This window comes from uncultured Gimesia sp. (assembly GCF_963972345.1).
In the GTDB taxonomy this organism is placed as follows: domain Bacteria; phylum Planctomycetota; class Planctomycetia; order Planctomycetales; family Planctomycetaceae; genus Gimesia.
Genome location: NZ_CAXAVM010000017.1, coordinates 1 through 17,345 on the forward strand (window position 1 = coordinate 1; position 17,345 = coordinate 17,345).

Below are 17,345 nucleotides of genomic sequence, written 5' to 3' on the forward strand. Positions count from 1 at the left end.
ATTCTCTTTAATGTTGATTATGAGCCATAAGTCCTTTTGATTTAATTGGATATGATTATTTTGTTTTTTGGGTGTCTAAAATGGCATGGGTTGTGCAGTTAGTTGTTTCCGTCAAAATGGAAGAAAAACCCTCAAGGGGTTCAAATAACTTCATCAATCTTGTTTCTGGATTTAAGGAGCAAAAACCATGTTAAGCACACGCACACACAAATTGGGATTTCCTTTTTCTGCGAACCTTCGAAATGAATTAGACGATGCTTTCAGCCAGATGTTTGGAAAATCGTTGAATGGCCTCGAAGGTGCCTATTCTCCCTTGTCTGTCTGGGAAGAAAACAGTCAGTATCACATCGCACTTGATGTTCCGGGGATGAAAAAGGAAGAGCTGTCACTGGATATCCAGGATGGTTACCTGATTCTGACAGGAGAACGTAAAACAGTGGAAGAACGCGAATTTCTGCATAATGAGCGTCGTTATGGAAAGTTCAAACGAGTGGTGCAGCTGCCAGACTGGGCTGATCCAACCTCTGTTAAAGCAACTCTGGACTCGGGAGTTTTGACTGTGATCCTGGATAAAAAGCTCGAAATGCAGCCGAAAAAAATTGAGATTCAGGATGTACCAAAATCTGAATAATCACTGATACCATTTCGGACAGAGGAAAATATTGTTGGTTGCGCTGCCCCGGTCCGCTTGTCAAAGTGGGCCGGGGTATTTCTATGTAGTCCGGATACGAATCTTCCTGAAATCAGTTCAGTCAGTTCTCCTGGATCTGTCTAATTCCTGAGCAGCATCGCCTAAATGCTAAGTCTTCCTCAATCGCTCAGTATGAGTTCCGGATAAAGATTTCGTGGTTTTCAGATCAATCCTGCAAAAGGATGCGGGTTAAATGTTGTTTTACAGTAACAGCTTACGGCGATCAATGTTTACCGGTCATCATTCCGGTCTCCCGAATCCGGCACGGCAATTGCGAAGTCCTTTAAGTATGTTTCTTTGAAATGCGCCAAAAATTCTTCAGCAGATGCGATCTAAAATGAATTGTTCTGATGGTCAATTTGGAGTGGAAAACTAATAAGTGAATTCGCCTGTGAACGGCAGGTATTCTTCCAAGACCCGATTCAAACACTGATTTCTCAGTGAGCGCGCTCCAGCATCTGAAGATCTCCTACATGAGTCTCGACTCATTTTATTAATTCAAGGACTGAACGTGATGTTACCAGGATTTTTGATTGACATGGATGGTGTGATCTACCGTGGAACTGACCTGATTGAGGGGGCAGTTGGATTTATCAACGAGTTGAAAAAACGTGATCTACCTTTCATGTTTTTAACCAATAACAGCCAGAGGACCCGTCGTGATGTTGTAACAAAACTGTCGCGAATGGGGATTACTGTGGGCGAAGAGCATATTTTTACCTGTGCGATGGCGACAGCCCGCTTTCTGGCACAAAGCAAGCCGAATGGGACTGCCTACGTAATTGGAGAAGGGGGGCTGCTGCATGCCTTGCACAGAAATGGATATTCGATCGTGGACCATGATCCCGATTATGTGGTCGTCGGCGAAGGTCGTTCGATGAACTTTGAAATGATCGAAGCGGCAGTTCGCATGATTGAAAATGGGGCAAAACTGATTGCCACAAATATGGATCCGAACTGCCCGACTCAGAATGGGCCCCGGCCCGGCTGTGGAGCCATCGTCGCCATGCTGGAAGCAGCCACAAAAAAACAGGCTTTCAGTGTCGGTAAGCCCAGTCCGGTGATGATGCGGAGTGCCCGGCAGGAACTCGGTATATCCTCTGCCCAGACGACAATGATCGGTGATACGATGGAAACAGATATCCTGGGAGGGGTTGAAATGGGCTACCGATCGGTACTGGTTCTGTCCGGGGGAACTGCGTTGTCCGACCTGGCTAATTTCGCGTATCAGCCAGACCTGGTGGTGGATAGCATTGCCGATCTGAACAACGAAGAGTTCTTTCAGTATGAACGGACTCGATTTCTTAAGCCCGAGCGTTTACTGGCCTGAAAATCCAACTGTCGAGAGACTTTTTACCCGGTTTCGGCAGGAAATTCGCTTTGATTGATGCAGAACCCGTTGATGCGCGCATTGAGGTATTTCTGATGGTTCGCTACAATTCCTGAAAATATCACGATAATGTGATTCGATACCAGATTTACAGGATTTTGCAGGAACTTCGATGATCTGCTGTTTTCGATCCATCGAGAAAAAACAGCAGCAGGAATACTTGAATGGCACGTCTGACGCAGGCCGATTTATCAGATTTGAATGAGTCGTTTGAAGAACGGACTCCGCTGGAACTGATTCACTGGGCACAGGAAATGTTTGGCACACGGCTCGCGGCATTATCGTCGATGCAGCGTGCGGGGTGTGTTGTCGCCCATATGCTGAGTGAGATTAAAGCCGACATTCCGATACTATTCGTCGATACCGGAGTTCTGTTTCAGGAAACCCTGGAGACCCGGGATCGCCTGGTTCAAGAGTATGGCGTCAACATCGTCACACTTGAGCCTGCCAAAACCATGCAGGAACAGACTGAGGAACTGGGGGTTCTCTATCTCTCTGTTGAGGGGCAGGAGCAGTGCTGTGATTTACGGAAAACCCAGCCCTTAATCCAGGTTGCCGAGCAGTACGATGCTCTGATTGGGAGCCTGCGTCGTGCGGATGGCGGTCAGCGTGCCAATGTACCGATTCTGGCGATTGACCCGGCCATGAACTGTCTCCGCGTGAATATTCTGGCCAGTCTCTCCAAAGAGGAGTTTCAGAATTACCTTGAGGAAAACCAGGTCATTACCAATCCATTGCATCGGCAGGGATACCCGACGATCGGATGTAACCGGTGCACCACGCCGGTGATGGAAAGTGAGCCAGGTCGAGCGGGCCGCTGGCGACATCTGGGGCCCTGGTCGCAATATTGCGGAATCAATCCGACCGATGTTGCCGGTAAGCACGCACCTTCGATAGAACTGCCACAGGATCTGGTGGATCGAGTACTGGGGCGTGAAACTGATTTCATGATCTGATGGATATCATTGCGACTCTGTCGGTTCCAAGTGTAAACGGGTAGTAGAACTCCCCCAGGCGGGAATGAACCCCGCAGCGCGGCTTTTCTGAAAGAACTGTTTCCGATCAGCTTTCGTGTCTGTATAGCCGAGCGTGAAGACTGTTGTATGCCCCTGCTGCTGGATTTGCCGCAGCTCGCGTTCTTTTGCTTCGATCCATTCACCGGAATGCATGTAAGCAGATTCCCAGAGTAAACCATCCGGATTGTGAGGATGTTGCTGTTGCAGGTCTAATCCCGGCACAAAAACTCCGGCGGCATCTCCCACAAACACAGTCTTACCGATCAGATTCAATCCTCGGTTCTGCAGAATGAATTTTTCAGGTGAAACCGCTTTGATCTCCCTGATCAGGGAAATCATTGATTTCACGCTTTGTGCTCTGCGTGGGACAGGCCAGTCTTTCTTTGTGATATATAAATCAACCGAATCGATGGTGTCCAGGAACAGGCCATCGACTGGCAGTTGATAAATCTGCCTGACTCGCTGCATGACAAAATCGCGCCAGGCTGGTTGTCTGACATCCATATGCCAGGACTGGAACGTTTCGTTTTTGCTGAGACTCATCTCTGCCAGAGAAGACTGGGGCGCATGTTGCTTTAAATACTGTTGGAAATTCTGTTGTTCAATCTGACCCAGTTCTCCCACACTGAGGTATGCGATCATTTTTGCTTTAACCTGCTGCGCGCGATCAGCCAGCTTTTGAATCTGTTCTTTACTCAGCCCGCGGAGTTCGATTACCACTACCTGTCCTGGTTGCATGCGCTGCTGTAACAGGTTCAGTACTTGAGGGTCGCTGCCATAATAGAGTTGAAAGCCGACAGGTTTGGATTTATCTGTTTCCTCACCCATTATCGCTGGAGGTGAAATCACGAAGAGCATCAGATACATTACTGCTGGATTGATACGGGGCAAAATGTAATTCATGAATCGGGATCCCGAAATGTTGTTTGTATTTTCTCGAAAGCATCTGTTATTCTAAAGTAGATTACCAGCTTATCGAAAGTATCCTTTGTTGAAATCATCTGAAAGTACATCCATGAGTCTGAATCAGATCCAGCGTCACCGTCGCAGCCTATGCAAAATCATCAGTCTGACTTTACTGGTTTGTCTGTTTTCGATCCTCAGGGTAAATGCTGCTGACACGCCGCCCAATATCATATTGATTGTCAGCGACGATCAGGGATATCGGGATCTGGGCAGCTTCGGCAGTGAGGAGATTATTACACCCCATCTGGATCGTCTGGCAAAAGAAGGGGCTAAGCTGACCAGTTTCTATGTCACCTGGCCGGCCTGTACTCCCAGTCGAGGCAGCCTGCTGACGGGGCGTTATCCTCAGCGAAACGGGATCTACGATATGATTCGCAATGAAGCACCGGACTATGGTCACAAATACAAACCTGAGGAATATGAAGTGACGTTCGAGCGGATTGGCGGTATGGATGTCCGTGAAAAATTACTGCCAGCACTGTTAAAACCGGCAGGATATGTCAGCGCCATTTATGGGAAATGGGATCTGGGGATACACAAACGGTTTCTGCCCCTTGCCCGGGGGTTCGATGAATTTTATGGTTTTACGAACACCGGCATCGATTACTTCACTCATGAGCGATACGGAGTGCCTTCCATGTATCGCAATAATCAGCCGACTGAGGAAGACAAAGGCACGTATTGCACGTACCTGTTTCAACGGGAAGCGGTGCGTTTTATCAAAGAAAATCATCAGCGACCATTTTTTCTTTATTTGCCTTTCAATGCACCCCATGGAGCCTCCAGCCTGGATCCCCGAATCCGTGGCGGTGCCCAGGCCCCGGAAAAATACAAAAAAATGTATCCGCATTTGCAGGATACGCTGGTGACGAAGAAGAAAACGGGACGCTATGAATTTCGTGAAAGTCCAGGGGGGCCTGTCATTAATCAGGGGGTCTCTGCCAGCAAGCGACGACTGGAGTATGTGGCTTCCATTACCTGTATGGACGATGCGATTGGCGAAATGCTGGGATTGCTGGACGAATATCAAATCGCCGACAATACCATCGTGGTTTTCTTCTCTGACAACGGGGGCAGTGGCGGTGCAGACAACAGTCCTCTCAAAGGAAAAAAGGGGATGATGTTTGAAGGGGGAATCCGCGTGCCCTGCCTGGTACGATACCCCGCCAAAATAAAACCGGGAACGGTAAACGATGATCTGCTGACGTCACTGGAACTGGTTCCGACGTTCCTCAAAGAAGCCGGGATTCCAATGCCAGCTGATACCGTCATTGATGGTTACGATATGCTGCCTGTCCTGACGGGGAAGACGGCCTCTCCCCGGGACGAAATGTTCTGGCAACGTCGCGCCGATAAAGCAGCGCGGGTCGGGAGCTGGAAGTGGGTGGAGTCGGCGAAAGGAAATGGTCTATTTGACCTGTCGCAGGATATCGGCGAAAAACATGATCTCTCCAAAGCACATCCTGAAAAGCTTAAAGAAATGAAGGCCCGTTTTGCAGACTGGAAAAAAGCGATGGCCGATGCAGAACCGAGGGGGCCGTTCCGTGATTATTAATCCGCAGGGAGTTCGAATCAGGGTTTTGTGAGCAGTTCCAGTTCTTGTGCAGGCAGTTCTACGAGTGAATCGACAGGCAGACTCTGTTCAATCAGTTCCAGACCGCAGATCAGCGGTTCTCCTGTAAGCGCAGTGAATGTCAGGTTCAGTTTCTGATCCAGGTGGATTTGTGAAAACTCGCGCACCAGAATCTTCTGGCTGGATTTTGTCTCCTGAAAAATATCGAACTGGCTGATCAGGGGCTTTCCATTGAGCGAAATATCAAAGACCCGTTGCCCGGTGCTGGAAAACTGCGGCTCTCTGAAATAGAGCCGGACTGTGTAATCTCCGGCTTTTATTTGATTCAATCGGATTTCACGAACGCCCGTGATACCTGACGCGCCCACCCACGGCCAGCCTCGTCCTCCTTCTATCCAGAGAGAATGCTCATAGAAAGGTTTTACTGATATCGGGCTGACCTGCAGATCAAGTTCTGGAGAAGGACCACCCACGCTGGGAATATCCAGCCAGAGGGTGCCTTTGTCGGTCATTCGATCGCCGGGCGCACCAAAGTTTAAACCGACGCGATGAACCTGTTGCACATCGCTTTTTCCCCAGACCATCCATTGCTCGTGTGTCTCGGGCATCGCGATCAGGGAAAGTCCCACTGGCAGGGGATAGCTGCAGGTGCATCCCTGAAAATAGTAGGGGACGTTGAGCAATCCATTGGCGGGGACGATGCTGTTGGTACAGCCGGAACGGGGGCCGCTGATATGAATTGTGCCGCTTTCGATTCGTTTATCGTAAAACGCCGCCGTTCCTGATCGCATGGTATAAAGGTAGCTGTAGTCGACGCCTCCATCGCAGCCATAACTTTTAGGGAACGCGCGCGGCTCGGTTTTACCCGTGAGTGGGTTGGTGCGTTCTCCAATGACGGGAGGAGCCGGGCTCCAGTCGTTTTTCTGATAAGGGGGCCGATATTGACTGGGTTGTTTTTGTGCCTGGTCCAGTGTTGGTAATTCTGTAGTCAGCATTTCTGCCTGCGATGCAGTCAGTTTTCTTCCGGTATACACGTCCGCAAACTGTGGTGCGAGTAATTGATACGGTGGGCGAATGCCAGCCGGATAGCCTTGCCAGTACTTCGAATGCGAGATCATGACTCCATCTACAAACAGTGGTTGCGGTGCCCGTTTAAAATTTCCCACGCTGTCGTCATACCAGAGAACTCCGACGGGAGCTTTCACAAGTTCGTCAGGACTGGACCAGCCCCCTGTATAATTTGTTGATCCGGGGATTGCACCTGATTTTTCAAATACCGTATACCCGTCAATACGTGAAATTTTGGCTTGAGAGAGCGTTTCAAACTCTGCAGCCAGCTTTTGATGGTCGGCTTCTGAACATTTCAAAAGTAATCTGCCACCATAGGGTCTGAGTGCCGGGTAAAGAAGGGAAATCAGGTCTGAATACGATTTCACTCCCGAGGCAATGTGTTCTGCGGCGATAATCGTTTGAGCAAAGTAGGGGGGAAGTTGAATCTCCTCCAGCGTGCCGGATAGAAATGACAGTTGGGAACTGGAATGTCCCCGTTCGTGATATAGCTGACGCAGGGATTTGATCTGTCCTGCATGCTTCACTGGATAAATCAATTGCAACTGCGGTTGAGTCAGTAATGAATCGAGCAGCCTGGCATCGGGAATGCCTGCCAGAAGGACGTAACCTCCTGCCTGAAGCGGTCCTGAAAATATTTCTGGTATGGGGTTGGATTGAGGCGTGTCGGGTTGCTTTGTCGGCTGCTTCAGTAAAGGTGATTCGTAGGTGACTGGTGTGGTGGGTTCTGAACCCAGGCAATAAATGCTGCCTTCGAGAGTCACTGCGATCAGATAATCCGAGGCAACGAGCAGAGAATGGATGGTCCCGTCTACACCCGGGATGGGGGTCTGATATTTGAGGCTTTGATTGCCGACCTGAATCTGCTGCCTGAGCCCGCGCTTGCCATCGGGACCATAGTTCTGGCCATTTTCATGACGGGCTGAATTCACGTCGCGATCGAATTGCAGACTGGGAGTGGCGACTTCAGTTTCGCCTCGTCGTGCTGCTTTATCTGCTGCGGTAAACCAGCCTCCAGGGGTACGCCCCGGTTTGGGGAGTTCAAATGCAACCAGTTTTCCTGTCTGTTTATTCAGACGGGCGGGGAATGCAGTACCACAGGGAACAATCAGTTCGTTGTCAGAGATAACCAGATAACCCTGCGGTGTCACGCCTCCCAGGGCTTCTGCGGCATGGGGGTGTTGTCCATACAGGAATCCCAGGCGATCATTCATCCATTTGACTTTACCGGTCGTTGTATCGAGGGCATAAATAAAAACGCCTTCAAACGGCCAGACCCCTGCTGCGAAATAGACTGTGTCATTTTCAATGACGGGGCCTCCCCTTACAGGCCAGACTGAGATCAAGCGGCGATTGCCGAGAATCAGACGCCTGGATGGGACTGCACGGAATTTCCAGAGCAGTTTGCCGGTCTGAGCAGAGACAGCATAGAGACAGCCATCATCGGAACCAAAATACACAGCATCTTTCCAGGACACCGGTGCAAAGCGTATCGGACCCTCCGTTGTATACTTCCAGAGTTGTTTCCCCGTTTTCAGGTCAAGGGCTGTCACACTGTCATTCTGAGAGGAACCGAAAAACAGAATTTCATCTTTGACCACCGGTTCGTAGCCCGCGTCAAACTGCAGGCGTTCATTTTTATATGCCGGTTCCAGCTGGGGGAGTCGATGTACCCACTGCAGATGAAGCGACTCGGGAAGTAGCTGTTCCGTTTGTGCCGAACGAGCCGGGTCCTTGCGCCACATCGCCCAGTCACTGGCCTGAACTGCTCTCTCCTGTAGTGAACCCAGGAGAAGCAGCAGCAGGGATACTCTCAAAGCAGAATAGCGCATTCAGCCAGCCCTTTATCAGGAATGCAGGAAAGCAAAACTTGAGAAAGCGTTCTCTCAGACTTTAAAACTATCAGCTGTATCCGTTCGATTCAACTCTCTTCCTGAGTGGATTCTTCTGGATGTGGAATGGAAGAGTCCGGGTGTGATACCTGTAAACTGGCCCAGATTGCTGCCAGACAACTGAATACCAGCTCTATAGTCCAGAACAGTTGAGGCCAGGGTGCTTCGACACGCGCCACGGAGGATATCCGATGTTGCAGGTAGGACGAGACAGCCAGTAACTGTTGTTCTTTGTCTTGCCGTTCCTGTTTGGCAGCTTCGAACTGCTTCAGTACCTGATCGTATTGCTTGCGGGACTCCGGATCGGTGGGAGGTTCCCCTTGCATCATCCGGTTCAGCATCAACGAAGTTTTGTCTAATTTGAATTGCTGCAGAGTTGCTTCTTTATAACGCTGATGCGACAGATACAGGACCAGTGACTGGCCGAATACAGTCAGGCAGAGGATGGATACAAGCAGAGATCGCTTGACAGGTACATCCAGTTTGACAGCCAGGCTCGTCAGTAATCCACCTGCAATCAGACCATAGACGACAGCAAAAACGAGCAATAATTTCAGTCGTTCCGGCAGATGGACTGCCAGAATTGAAAGTGCCGTAATCAAAACCAGCCCGATACAGAACCATTGAAAAAAGCTGGACTTCGAACTGATCGTCGCCGCGGGGGATACTAAAGACGGATCCGTCATATTCTCAGTTTCATTTTGCTAAATGTTTTGATCCCAGGCCACAGGCGGCCTGAACCCGGTCCAGTACCTGCTTCCCTTTTTCTCTGGCTTTGCGGGCACCTTCAGCCAGAATATCATTCAGGGTATCGGTATCTGCAGCGAGTTGCTCTCTTCGTTCCCTGGCCGGGCCGAAGTATGCGAGGGCAGCATCGTGAACAGCCTGTTTCGCTTCACCATAACCCATGCCCCCGGCGCGGTAACGCTGCGCCAGTTCTGCCTGCTGTGTTTCATCTGCGAAGAGTCTGTAAAGTGCATAAACGGCACACGTGTCGGGGTCTTTAGGGTCTTCCAGTGCAGCCGAGTCTGTTTTGATGGACATGACTTTTTTGCGCTGCTTTTTGGGATCCTCAAATATTTCGATCACATTTTTATAACTTTTGGACATCTTTTCGCCATCAATGCCAGGTACCTTCGCTGAAGTATCCAGGACGCGTGATTCGGGTAGAATCAGTGTTTCACCAAACAGAGAATTAAAGCGTTGTGCCAGGTCACGAGTGACTTCGACATGCTGAATCTGATCCTGGCCGACGGGGACCAGATCACTGTCATAAAGTAAAATATCAGCAGCCATCAAAACCGGGTATGTAAACAATCCCGCGTCGGCGGCGATCCCTTTATCTTTCTTATCTTTGTAAGCATGACATTTTTCCAGAAGGCTCATCTGAGTGATTGTCATCAGTATCCATGTGAGATCGGTAATCTCGGGAACGTCTGACTGTCGGAACAGTGTGGCTTTCTGAGGGTCCAGTCCGAGTGCGAGGAGATCGATGGCCGCTTCCTGTGTATTCTGACGCAGGCGCTTGGCGTCCCGGATTGTGGTCAGGGCGTGTAAGTCGGCAATGAAATAGAAAGCCTGCTGATTCTCCTGCAGGTCGATGTATTGCTTGATCGCGCCAAAGTAATTTCCCCAGTGGAAGCGGCCCGTCGGTTGGATTCCAGATAACACTCGCATGAATGGATTTTCTATATAGTCTTTGAAACAGAGAGTAATTGATCAAATGGTTCTGCCACAACGGGTATTGGAAAGGGGGTCTACCGTTCCGGATACTTCAGGGAGCCCACAAGTTCACTGATATGTGAGCATTTTTCGGAGACGAGTATCTCTTCCAACTCATTGACCAGTTGTGCCGCAAGACCTGGATTGTAGAAGTTGGCAGTACCAATTTGAACAGCAGAAGCACCAGCGACGATGAATTCCATGACATCATCGATATTGGCAATACCACCTACCCCAATAATCGGGATGTCAACAGCGCGGGCCACCTGGCAGACAACCCGTAAAGCGACCGGTTTGATAGCGGGGCCGCTGAGGCCTCCAAAAATGCCACCCAGTATCGGCTTTCGACGGCGCCAGTCGATGGCTGTTCCCTGGACAGTGTTGATCAGGGAGACGGCATCTGCTCCCCCGGCAGTGGCCGCCTGGGCGATCTCAACAACGCTGGTCACATTTGGCGTCAACTTTGCGATGATGGGTAACTGGCAGCTCTCTGTGACCTGTTTGAGCATCTTTTCGGTCATCTCGGGCTGTGTACCGTAATCAACACCACCACTGACGTTCGGGCAGGAGATATTCAGTTCCAGTGCTGCAATCTGATCGGGGTATTGATCAAGTCGGGAAGCCATGACGGCCATTTCATCAATGCTGCGTCCGGCGATATTCACAATCAGCGCTGTTTCGAGGGAAGAGAGGTAGTTCAGATGCTTTTCCAGAAAGAGATCAATGCCGTCATTATCCAGGCCAATGGAATTGAGCAGGCCAGCACTGGTTTCCACCGTACGGGGAGGGGGGTTGCCGATACGTGGTTCTGTGGTAATCGTTTTGGGAATAATTCCCCCCAGGCGGGAAAAATCCAGGAATGCTGCCATTTCTTTTGCGTAACCAAAAGTCCCCGATGCCACAAGGACGGGATTTTTAAGATGCAGGCGGTTCAGGGAAACCGCTAAGGGATCCGTTTGGGTGGGAGCATTCATCTAATCAGGTCCATGTAGCCAGTGGCTACTTGCTCATTCTATTTATAAAAAATATCAGGTTGGCAGGCCAGCCATCTGGCTCTGAGGTCTATTTTCTAATCTGGAAATCCACTGAACCACATCTTAGCGTTCCTTGATGATGAGAACCAGTTAGGGCGGTATGGAAAACAGTGACCACAATAGCAAGAAAAGCTGCCGGGAATGAATTCCCGGCAGCTTTAAATATATTCGAGGCAACAGCCGGTTCAAATGGAGTTGATCCAGTCAAACGACTTGCGCGTGAGTCCCTGAGCTATAAAAACTAAATGACACCACCATGGGTGCGGTAGGGGGTGGCCACATCCGGCATATCCAGGCCCCAGATTCGCTCCCAGATTTTGGGAATGTGCCGCATACTTTCTGATTGGAAAATTAATTGACGAGCACGGTCATCTCGTGAAGATGAGTAGATAGGAACCACACATCCGACCTGAGTGAGGGACATTGCAATTAACATGCTGGCCAAAAGGAACTTACGCATTTTTTTCTCCATGATATGGTCGTGCCATATTTGCTGGTCTTGATCCCAGGCAACGATCCCTTTATTCAAACCATTGAATGGAAGGCATCAAACCGATATCGAAGGGGTTAAAGTGCTGAATTGTGAAGCGAGGAGAATGGAGAAGCAGGATTATAAATACCGCTTTTAATTTCCTCTAGGTCGTTTTATCGACATTCAGATCAGGTGACTTTGGTAAAAAATGCGGATTATTCCAATTATTTTGGTATTCTGGTTGAAGAGGATGATTTCGATTATGAAATGGCGAGAGGGCATCACATGAAACCATAGTATTGTTCCACCTGGTATTCCCGGTGCAAATGGATTGGGTGACGTCAAGGTAAGCATATCACAGTAACACGAGACACCGTCTATCTTACAACGCGATAGTGGTTGTCAATGTTCACTTACTTTGGGCAGGTGAGTCCGTAAAAAAGCCGGCCTGTTTGTGTACACTAAAACAGACCGGCTATGAGAAAGTTCATACCAGCTCTTTCAACAATAAAGTCTTTGGAGATCAGGTCTAAGGTGTATGCTGAGATCCTGAACTGTAGGAACCGTTATTGTAGGTTCCCATCGAAGGTGCTCCTGGCGTGGCACCAGGGCTCGGAGGAGCCTGTGGTGTCTGGTGCGGCGGTGGTGCCGAACCTGCAGGAGGAGGACTGGCTGGGGGCTGGGAAGCGGCCGCGTTTAAACGGGCTGCTTCTTCCTCCAGATTGCGTACACGCTTTTCCATCTCCTTGCCAGGCTTGAACGTGACGACGTATTTTTCTTCTACGTCTACACGATCACCTGTGCGAGGATTTCTGGCTTTACGCGCAGCTCGCTTTTTGACTTCAAAGACGCCAAAATTGCGGAGTTCGATTCGCTTGTCTGTAACAAGTGTATCAACAATCGCATCGAACGTTTTTTGCACAATCTCTTTTGTCTTGAGTTGTGTCAGACCAATCTCTTCCGAAATTACTTTGACAATCTCTTTTTTCGTCACGACTGGGTTCTCCCAATTTTGAGAAGCCGTCGGACAGCTACGCCCTTGGTAAGGGCACTCGAGAGCCGTCTCAACTGTAATGGGTTACACGACTTAGTGTCACAATAGATTATTTCCCACAATTGAACAGTAAGTCAAGACCGATCTTAGCTTACCGCTTTGAAACGGTGTATTATTAGACATGAATTCACTATGCCGGTGTGAATTCACAACATCGACAAAAAATGAACTATTTCGAAGAAGTATGATTGCGTATGCGTTGTAAGTATAATGATATAAATATCTTATGGTTTCTCGATGGGCCGCATACAATGAGGGCACAGAAAACTCGCAGACTTATTATTGTTCCCAAATAATAACACGAAATTATTTTTACAATCTTGAGATGAAATTGCAAAAAATGTATCTGAAACATCGAAACTGCGATCTTTCAGTGTTCCAAACTCTTTAAAAATACATACTTAATCAACAGCATTCGAGAACAAGCTTGAGCGTTAATCAAACGTCTGATTTTTGATATTCAGACGAGACTCCGTTTGGTTATGAGGAGTTCTTGGGATCAGTTTGAAAGATCGTTCGCGGTAACAATCATTTGTGAAGGAGGTTACAAGTCAGTTTTCTCAGCCTGGATCCGGATGTCTTCGAAACTGACAAAATTTCCTTTACCTGCGCCCGGGCAATCCGGAGAAAGTGACTCCCAGCTCGCACGGCTTTCCAGATTTGAATTCCAGAAGGGCCACGTTTTGCACTGAGTCGGACGAGCTTCATAGATAGTACAGCAACGTTTTTCGGGATCGAAAAATGTGCAATCTCCATTGGCATATTCAGTTAAGGAACGTCTTCCGCCATACAGGCGGGTATGCATTAACAGAATTTCTCCTGTCGATTTTCCCGTTACTTCTGCAATTGCCTTGATTTCTGATTCATCCACCCAGACGACACCAGGCGCGCCGGTACAACAATTACCACACTGCGTACAGGAAAATTGTAGCCCGTCACGATACCATGGTTCCTGTTCAGAATTTTGATCACTCATTTTTCAGATCACATCACTATAAAATTAGATAAACTGAAACTTAGAAGTTCTTTTTGTAAGTAACCCGGACGAGTATGTCAAACACAAACGGTCAGATCAAAGTCGGTGGAATGATTCTCTGCGGGGGCGAAAGCATGAGAATGAATTATCCCAAAGCGTTATTACCATTGGGCTCAGAGCTGATGTTACAGCGCATCATTCGCATTGTGTCTGAAGTGGTATCTCCTGTGATCGTCGTCGCCTCCCCCGGGCAGACTTTGCCGGAAATCCCTTATTCGGTTCGCGTTGTGTATGATGTCAAACCAGGTGCCGGGCCTCTTCCAGCAATTGCACAAGGTCTTCGTGAACTGGAATTCGATTGTCAGGCGGCCTTTGTGTCAGCCTGCGATACACCACTGATACAAAGAGAGATGATACGTGCGATTCTCTCAAGGCTGCCAGATCACGATCTGGCGATCGTCAGGGAAGGCAAAAGGTACCATCCTATGGCAGCTGTGTACCGGACATCACTGCTGGAATTGATAGAGGAAATGCTGGCCGAAAATGTTCAAAGGCCCATTGATCTGGTAGAGCGGGTTCATAGTGCGTTTCTCGAAGCGGAAGAGCTGAAAAATGTCGATCCCGAATTACTTGGATTACGTAATATCAATACTCGTGAACAGTATTTCGAACTACTGCGTGAGACCGGGTTGGCAGCAACTACCACTGTTCCCTTTGTCCGATGACCTGACTGGCTTTCTGATCCCACAATGATCTCATTACGGGGACTGCAAACTTCTATTCGCCTGCATCACAGCAGTCCGCCAGCGCGCGATGTCTTCGGGGGTTAAGTCATAGTAGTTGATCGAATATCCCAGTTGCGCTTCGGGTTCAAAAAATCGGAAAAATCCCAATGCGTCATGCTGCAGGTTATAACGGCTGCCATCCTGTCTGCGCAAGGTATAAGGCCGCCCCTGAAGAATGCTGGCGCTGATGGCATATTTCCCGGGAACGGGGCGGAATTCAGCAGGGAATTCATATTTGATCCCCAGTTTTCCGGGGGGAATTGTGCCAAAATAGGCGAGTCTCAGATCTTCAACCGGGTGTTCCTCCAGGTATTCCTGAAGTCGATAGAGATCCTGCCCCCAGTCGATATTGGAATCGACCAGATGGGTATCCCCCAGTTCCGGCCCTCCTGCCAGTTCATTAAAGTAGGCCAGGTGATCCGGAGCATACCGGAGTGAGAGCGGGAGTGAAAGAATGGCAATGGTCACCAGATAGGAGAGGATTTTACGTCGTTCAAAATCCAATTGCTCTACCAAAGGAGCGCACAACAGAATCAGGAAGGGAAAGATCGGCAGCACATAGCGCAGGCCCAGCTGGTTATTCGCCAGACTGGCGATGGTTAACAGCAATACAACTGGTGTCAGCAGGACGGCCAGGGTTCGTCTCGGGAGCAGGCGAGGGTTTTTAAGCCAGCTGTAAAGAGCGATGACAATCAGAAATTGAAAACCGTGTGGCAATTTATAAAGCAAGGTATAGAGGTAGTACGAGCGAAACCCATGTTGTTCCCACTGATTATCCAGAAAGGTGGGGTGGGATTGCTGCATGATAAAACGTTGCAGGTCAAAGCCCATGATGTAGTCACGGGGAACAGGCAGGGGGAAACTCTGCAGAACTTCAGGAAGTGCTGTCAAAAATTTGAGCTCGGAGCTTTGGAACTGATAGCTGCTTACAGGCTGGAAGGTCGATTGGAACAGATAACCGGCATTCAGGATGAAAAGGCAGGAGAAAACAAGTATTCCCCAATACATGGCGAGTGTTTTTTTAGCCTGTCGCTCCCGGATTTCTGGATTCTTATATCTCACGAGAATCCACTGAATCACAAGTAGGGGAGCTAACAGAATCGCCGTATATTTTGTCAGTTGAGCCAGGCCTAAAACAACCCCTGTCACTATGGCCCACTTCCAGGAGGGGAGGCAGGCAAACTTCCAGCCACAGTAGAGGGCGGCCAGAAAGAAGCCCGTGATCGCCAGGTCCTGGGTACCCAGGGCCGCGCTGGCCAGAATATTCGGGCTCATTGCCCACAGGAAAACTGCAAAACAGGCTGCCTGAGAACTAAACAGCTCACGTGTCCAGAGTGCCAGCAACAGTCCCGATGCGACAGCCAGTAACAGGATCATGCAGCGACCAAGGAAATAGAAGTGTTGATAATCTACCGGATTGGCATCCAGGAAGGCATCTCCATAATCAGCAGGATCAGAGGAGAGATCTGGAGATCCACTCTGAGCAGACGTCATCAGTAAAGGCAGAGCCGACCAGCTGCGAATTAGCGGAGGATTGAGCCGATCATAGTCAAAGCGACTGGTTTCCAGACTCAGGAATCCGACCGGCAGATGCCAGTACTCATCATGGGTGACACTCAGTTGTCTGGCAGAATACACGCCCAGGCAGAATTGGATCAGCAGAAGAAAACCGACGACAGACCAGAAGACCGGAGGGCGTTGTATTACTTTCTGTAGAGAAGCCATGACTGTCCGAAGTTTGAGGTAATAGACTGTGTCCCGTTTTACTGTAGCGTTTCCGAGGCCATTTGGGCCGAGTGTAATAGATAGCGAGACGCCATGGTTAAATGTGACGCGCACTAGATATCTGAAGCTTCGATGATATCCTGACCAGTATCGCTACGAAAGGGTTTTCAGGACAGGAGAAGAGGACGAGTTGAAGATTTTGAATCTACAACAGGCTGAGAAATGTTGAAGGCAGGTGGCTCCCCCTCCAGCCAGTTAAAGACGGGCGTCATCACTCTGGCTGGAGGGAAGCCTCAGTTTCTGTTGAAGCTCAGTAAATAATTAATGAGGCTTCAATTCGACAGGCAGCTCAACATAATGCAATGTCTGTGCCACTACCGAGAATTCTCTCCAGTCCCTAAACATACCGTTTTCCAGTTAAGAAACAGGGGCTACTCAGTGGACTGGTAAAGCGTAAAGAAGACCGAGTCGGAATAAGCGACAGGTCTGTCTGTTTCTGCAACAGGAGAGGAGTGAGCGAATTCAGTTCCGATTGATCCAGGTTTTGATGTCGCGAGTCACATCGCGCATGATGATTTCCTGTTCTGGAATTGCCTGGTAGAAGTGCAGTTCGGCCTGTTCGTAGTCTTCCAACTGCAGGTTTTTCGAAGCAATTTCAAGGATCCGATCGCCCATCTGCTGGATTTCCTCATCCTTTTCATGCGGATTGAAGGGGACCGCCATCGTCACGCGAAAGGTAAGAGGATTCTGCTGTTTGCCTTTGAGTCGTCCCCCTTCTACGCGGGGACGTGATTTGGGAAATTCCTTCGCCAGGGCGTTCTGAGTATCAGCAAAGTGATACGTATTGATTGCCTGAAAAACATACAACGATCCTGACATCACCAGCCCGAAGAGTAACAGGCCGAGAACAATGGTTCTGCCTTTGACTATCCGGGGTGCTGATTCAGGATCGTATGTAGTCATTGATCACCAGGTCCAGTA

General features: G+C 49.2%; 14 protein-coding genes. 5 read left to right on the forward strand and 9 right to left on the reverse strand.

Annotated elements, in window-relative coordinates; translation table 11 throughout:
• Nucleotides 1-187: 187 nt before the first annotated feature.
• The 3 genes from AACZ40_RS04615 (at nt 188) to AACZ40_RS04625 (ending at nt 3,037) form a co-directional block, all read left to right on the forward strand.
• Nucleotides 188-631, forward strand: a complete 444-nt coding sequence (locus AACZ40_RS04615; RefSeq protein WP_291167257.1) for an Hsp20/alpha crystallin family protein — start codon at nt 188-190, stop codon at nt 629-631.
• A gap of 574 nt (nt 632-1,205) precedes the next feature.
• Nucleotides 1,206-2,021, forward strand: a complete 816-nt coding sequence (locus tag AACZ40_RS04620) for an HAD-IIA family hydrolase (RefSeq protein WP_291167260.1) — start codon at nt 1,206-1,208, stop codon at nt 2,019-2,021.
• A gap of 224 nt (nt 2,022-2,245) precedes the next feature.
• Complete coding sequence (locus tag AACZ40_RS04625; protein WP_291167263.1) at nt 2,246-3,037, forward strand: phosphoadenylyl-sulfate reductase; 792 nt, start codon at nt 2,246-2,248, stop codon at nt 3,035-3,037.
• Between the two features lie 6 nt (nt 3,038-3,043).
• On the opposite strand, the gene AACZ40_RS04630 is transcribed toward AACZ40_RS04625, so the two are convergent.
• Nucleotides 3,044-4,000, reverse strand: coding sequence for an endo alpha-1,4 polygalactosaminidase (locus AACZ40_RS04630; protein WP_291167266.1), 957 nt, complete (start codon nt 3,998-4,000; stop codon nt 3,044-3,046).
• A 112-nt stretch (nt 4,001-4,112) separates the two neighbouring features.
• Here AACZ40_RS04630 and AACZ40_RS04635 point away from each other — a divergent pair, with 112 nt between their 5' ends.
• Complete coding sequence (locus AACZ40_RS04635) at nt 4,113-5,618, forward strand: sulfatase-like hydrolase/transferase (RefSeq protein WP_291167269.1); 1,506 nt, start codon at nt 4,113-4,115, stop codon at nt 5,616-5,618.
• Nucleotides 5,619-5,635: 17 nt separating this feature from the next.
• Here AACZ40_RS04635 and AACZ40_RS04640 read toward each other — a convergent pair whose 3' ends face one another.
• The 6 genes from AACZ40_RS04640 to AACZ40_RS04665 form a co-directional block, all read right to left on the reverse strand.
• The gene (locus AACZ40_RS04640) at nt 5,636-8,536 is read right to left on the reverse strand and encodes a PQQ-binding-like beta-propeller repeat protein (RefSeq protein ID WP_291167271.1); all 2,901 of its coding nucleotides are present in this window, start codon (nt 8,534-8,536) and stop codon (nt 5,636-5,638) included.
• Nucleotides 8,537-8,625: 89 nt separating this feature from the next.
• Complete coding sequence (locus AACZ40_RS04645; RefSeq protein ID WP_291167273.1) at nt 8,626-9,282, reverse strand: hypothetical protein; 657 nt, start codon at nt 9,280-9,282, stop codon at nt 8,626-8,628.
• A 10-nt stretch (nt 9,283-9,292) separates the two neighbouring features.
• The gene (gene trpS / locus AACZ40_RS04650; RefSeq protein ID WP_291167275.1) at nt 9,293-10,273 is read right to left on the reverse strand and encodes a tryptophan--tRNA ligase; all 981 of its coding nucleotides are present in this window, start codon (nt 10,271-10,273) and stop codon (nt 9,293-9,295) included.
• An 80-nt stretch (nt 10,274-10,353) separates the two neighbouring features.
• Entirely contained in the window at nt 10,354-11,292 is a 939-nt protein-coding gene (locus AACZ40_RS04655) for a dihydroorotate dehydrogenase (RefSeq protein ID WP_291167277.1), read from the reverse strand.
• 1,061 nt (nt 11,293-12,353) lie between these two features.
• On the reverse strand, nt 12,354-12,818 hold the full coding sequence (locus AACZ40_RS04660) for an HU family DNA-binding protein (protein ID WP_291167281.1): 465 nt from the start codon (nt 12,816-12,818) through the stop codon (nt 12,354-12,356).
• A 604-nt stretch (nt 12,819-13,422) separates the two neighbouring features.
• The gene (locus AACZ40_RS04665; protein ID WP_291167284.1) at nt 13,423-13,854 is read right to left on the reverse strand and encodes a YkgJ family cysteine cluster protein; all 432 of its coding nucleotides are present in this window, start codon (nt 13,852-13,854) and stop codon (nt 13,423-13,425) included.
• A 74-nt stretch (nt 13,855-13,928) separates the two neighbouring features.
• Here AACZ40_RS04665 and AACZ40_RS04670 point away from each other — a divergent pair, with 74 nt between their 5' ends.
• Nucleotides 13,929-14,579 carry a molybdenum cofactor guanylyltransferase gene (locus AACZ40_RS04670; RefSeq protein WP_291167287.1) on the forward strand — a complete coding sequence of 217 codons (651 nt, stop codon included), beginning with the start codon at nt 13,929-13,931 and terminating at the stop codon, nt 14,577-14,579.
• 33 nt (nt 14,580-14,612) lie between these two features.
• Here AACZ40_RS04670 and AACZ40_RS04675 read toward each other — a convergent pair whose 3' ends face one another.
• Nucleotides 14,613-16,364 carry a glycosyltransferase family 39 protein gene (locus AACZ40_RS04675; protein ID WP_291167290.1) on the reverse strand — a complete coding sequence of 584 codons (1,752 nt, stop codon included), beginning with the start codon at nt 16,362-16,364 and terminating at the stop codon, nt 14,613-14,615.
• Nucleotides 16,365-16,886: 522 nt separating this feature from the next.
• A complete protein-coding gene (locus AACZ40_RS04680; RefSeq protein ID WP_291167292.1) occupies nt 16,887-17,327 on the reverse strand; it encodes a hypothetical protein in 441 nt (146 codons plus the stop codon).
• Nucleotides 17,328-17,345: the final 18 nt, after the last annotated feature.